This window comes from Kribbella swartbergensis (assembly GCF_054784135.1).
The window spans coordinates 1-1,003 of record NZ_BAAGPM010000006.1 but is presented as its reverse complement, the minus strand read 5'-3'; the positions used below and the strand labels follow the sequence as shown (position 1 = coordinate 1,003).

Annotated in this window: 1 protein-coding gene; it reads left to right on the top strand. The window is 59.5% G+C overall.

The window, feature by feature from the left end:
- Positions 1-267: 267 nt before the first annotated feature.
- Positions 268-966, top strand: a complete 699-nt coding sequence (locus ACYVOK_RS01395; protein ID WP_460660364.1) for an IS6 family transposase — start codon at positions 268-270, stop codon at positions 964-966.
- Positions 967-1,003 lie beyond the last annotated feature (37 nt).

The following is a 1,003-nucleotide window of genomic DNA, read 5'->3' as shown; positions in this document are numbered from 1 at the left end:
GCCCCTGGTGACGCAAGAAAAATCCTTGGATCGATACAGCGCACGGTCAGGGCTGCCATGTGTGCGGCCTTTCATGCGGCTCACAGGCCGCGGCCACGGATGGGAATCCGCGGATCGGGTCCGCATCAAAGACACGTACTCGCGGCACTGGTTGATAAGCTGGTTGTCCTGATCCCGTCTCATTGACCGTTGCGCCAGGATCCGTCGCAAACTTTTCGTTTCAGAGTTTCAGCTACGGTGACCATAGTCACAGGAGCGGAGACAGGGATGTTCAAAGGCAGGCATTTTGACCGGTCGGTGATCCTGCTCTGCGTCCGCTGGTATCTGGCTTACAACCTGAGCCTCCGGAACCTGGAGGAGATGATGGCCGAGCGCGGGATCTCCGTCGATCACGCGACCATTCACAGATGGATTGTGCGCTACTCGCCCGAATTGCTGAAGCGGTTCAATTGGCGCAAGCGAGCGGTCACCGGCAGGTGGCACGTCGACGAGACATATATCAAGGTGCGCGGGCGTTGGGCGTATCTCTACCGCGCCATCGACAACCATGGCGACACGGTGGAGTTCTGGTTCAGCGAACGACGGGACCTCATTGCTGCCAAACGGTTTCTGCGCAAGGCGCTCAAGCGCCACGGCCGACCCGAGCGGATCGTCATCGACGGCAGCCAGACCAATCGGGAAGCCATCCTGTCGTGTGATTCCGAGAGCCGGCTGCAGGACAGATCGGGGTGCATGCTGCAGCCAATCAGGATCCGGCAGAGTGCCTACCTGAACAATCGCATCGAACAGGATCATCGCGCCATCAAACGCCGTGTGCGCCCCATGCTCGGCTTCAAATCCGTTGCCAGCGCCCGCGTGATCCTGGACGGCATCGAGCTGATCCATATGATGCGCAAACAGCAGGCGAAATATGCCTGCAATCAGTGGCTGTCACTCGCCGAGCAATTCGAGCGGCTCGCTGCATGAGCGCGTAACGAAGACCTGCCATTGTCGCGTCCCTACT

What these genes read in the sequence shown, in the direction of transcription:
- ACYVOK_RS01395 (WP_460660364.1), top strand. Translation starts at nt 268, where the DNA reads ATGTTCAAAGGCAGGCATTTTGACCGGTCGGTGATCCTGCTCTGCGTC.